The following is a 1,832-nucleotide window of genomic DNA, read 5'->3' as shown; positions in this document are numbered from 1 at the left end:
GTAACATTGTAAAATGGTGTTTCAAAGCCTTCGACAAAATAACCGATTTAATCCCAGCCAAATACGGTATCAAAACCTTAGACAAAGCAACAACCGTAACTCGTAAATATGCACAAGGAATGGGAAAAGTAACTCTAACTCTTCACGAAGGTCATCGTCTATGGCATATGATTAATGAAAGTATTCAAGAAGGCAAAGAGCATCCACCAATGATTACCAAAGAAACTTTAGAAATGTATACCAAAGACATCGATCGCGACCTAGCCAAACTCGACGCCGACTACAAAGATCAAGAAAAGAAAATAGAAGAATATAATAAACGTATAGAAATAAATAATTTAAAAAATGAAATGCAAACAGATAAAAACCAATTAGCTAAATTCAAACAACAAGACGAATCTCGCATTAATGAATATTTTAAAATAATTGAAGAACTAAAAGATAAAAGAGACCAAATAACTAGTGAAGCCGAAAAAGAAGAGACAAAAATATTACAAATAGAACAACTAGAAGAAAAATTAGCACCAATTGACGAAGAAATGAAAATAATCAAAGAAGAATTAAAACAAACAAACCCTAACTACACTAAAACCCAAGAAGAAATTAAACAAAAAAATAAAACAACAATCCCTGAATTAATTCCTATTCCTTCTTAAAAAACTTTTTCTTTAAATTTAAAACAAATAAAGTTGTATAATAATAGTGATTAATTTCTTTAAAAAAATAATATAAATTACTACTATTATCGGAAAGGTCCTTAAAAGAAATGAATTTTTTTAAAAAACATAAAACAACTATTTATGCTGTTATAATATTTGTAATTATTATTAGTGTTGGTATTTTTATAGGACTTAAAGGCAATCAACCCGAACCTAAACCATTATCAAATTATCACGAAGAATTAGAAGATAACAAAGAACCAAACCAGCCATCAAGAACTAAACGCGAAACAAAAACACCAAAATCTAAAATCCAAATAACTCAAGAAAATTATGATAAAATTAAATCTTATATCTTATCTGAAAACGAAAATGAAGTTTTATCGCTAGATAATCTTACTGAAAAAGAAAAAATTACAATTGAAGAAGCAAGGGAATCGCAAAAACAAATATTAAAATTTAGAAAAGAAAATAAAGAAAGGATATTAGAATATCAACAAAAATGCGATGATTATAAAAAACAAATAAGTGAACTCGATCCCAAAAAATATGAAAACAAAATCGAAGCGTTAAATGGTATGTTATCAAATGCCATCAAACTAAAAGACTCGTTACAACGTCAGTATGATAATGATATTTCAAGAAATACTTATGGCTATCCTTTAGAAAATATCAACGCCCTCTACGAAATCACCTCAAATGAGGGATAAAAATAAAAGGAGATTTAATTAATGTTTCGATTAAACAATCAATTTAAAACAATTTATTTTTCTTTAATTGCTTTTCTAGGGTTATTATTCATAATTAATAATCGCCAAGTAATGGCAATGAATCAAAATAATAATAATATTAATCAACAGACTGACGGAGATATAAAACTATTAAATCTTATAAATCAAAGAAATAATTTAGAACAACAAATTAATAACGCTCAAAATAATAATTTACCTTTGATAGAAATTCAAGCTCTTCAAAGTCAATATCGCCGTTTAAGACGCCAAATTATTATTTACCAAAATAAATTGCAAGGAATCCCAACAGTAAGAAATACAAATTAATTATATAAAATTATATTAAGACCCCTTCAAGGGTCTTTTTCTTTTACCCAAACCAATAACACACACAACAATTGGTTCGGCCATTAACTAAAAATCTAAGGAGGTAAATAAACTA

General features: G+C 27.2%; 2 protein-coding genes and 1 pseudogene. All 3 read left to right on the top strand.

Annotated features, from left to right (window positions below):
* Nucleotides 1-656: pseudogene (locus tag CHTY_RS03540) on the top strand (DNA double-strand break repair protein Rad50); the annotation flags it as partial.
* Nucleotides 657-766: 110 nt separating this feature from the next.
* Nucleotides 767-1,369 (top strand): hypothetical protein, encoded by a 603-nt coding sequence (locus CHTY_RS03535; RefSeq protein ID WP_246454109.1) that lies wholly within the window; start codon nucleotides 767-769, stop codon nucleotides 1,367-1,369.
* A gap of 21 nt (nucleotides 1,370-1,390) precedes the next feature.
* On the top strand, nucleotides 1,391-1,717 hold the full coding sequence (locus CHTY_RS03530) for an SVM family protein (RefSeq protein WP_203552443.1): 327 nt from the start codon (nucleotides 1,391-1,393) through the stop codon (nucleotides 1,715-1,717).
* Nucleotides 1,718-1,832: the final 115 nt, after the last annotated feature.

The organism is Candidatus Phytoplasma meliae (genome assembly GCF_016876135.2).
This window is presented reverse-complemented; position numbering and strand designations above follow the sequence as displayed.

Excerpts from the sequence above, each read along its gene's own strand:
- CHTY_RS03530 (WP_203552443.1), top strand. The coding sequence starts at position 1,391 with ATGTTTCGATTAAACAATCAATTTAAAACAATTTATTTTTCTTTAATT.
- CHTY_RS03535 (WP_246454109.1), top strand. The coding sequence starts at position 767 with ATGAATTTTTTTAAAAAACATAAAACAACTATTTATGCTGTTATAATA.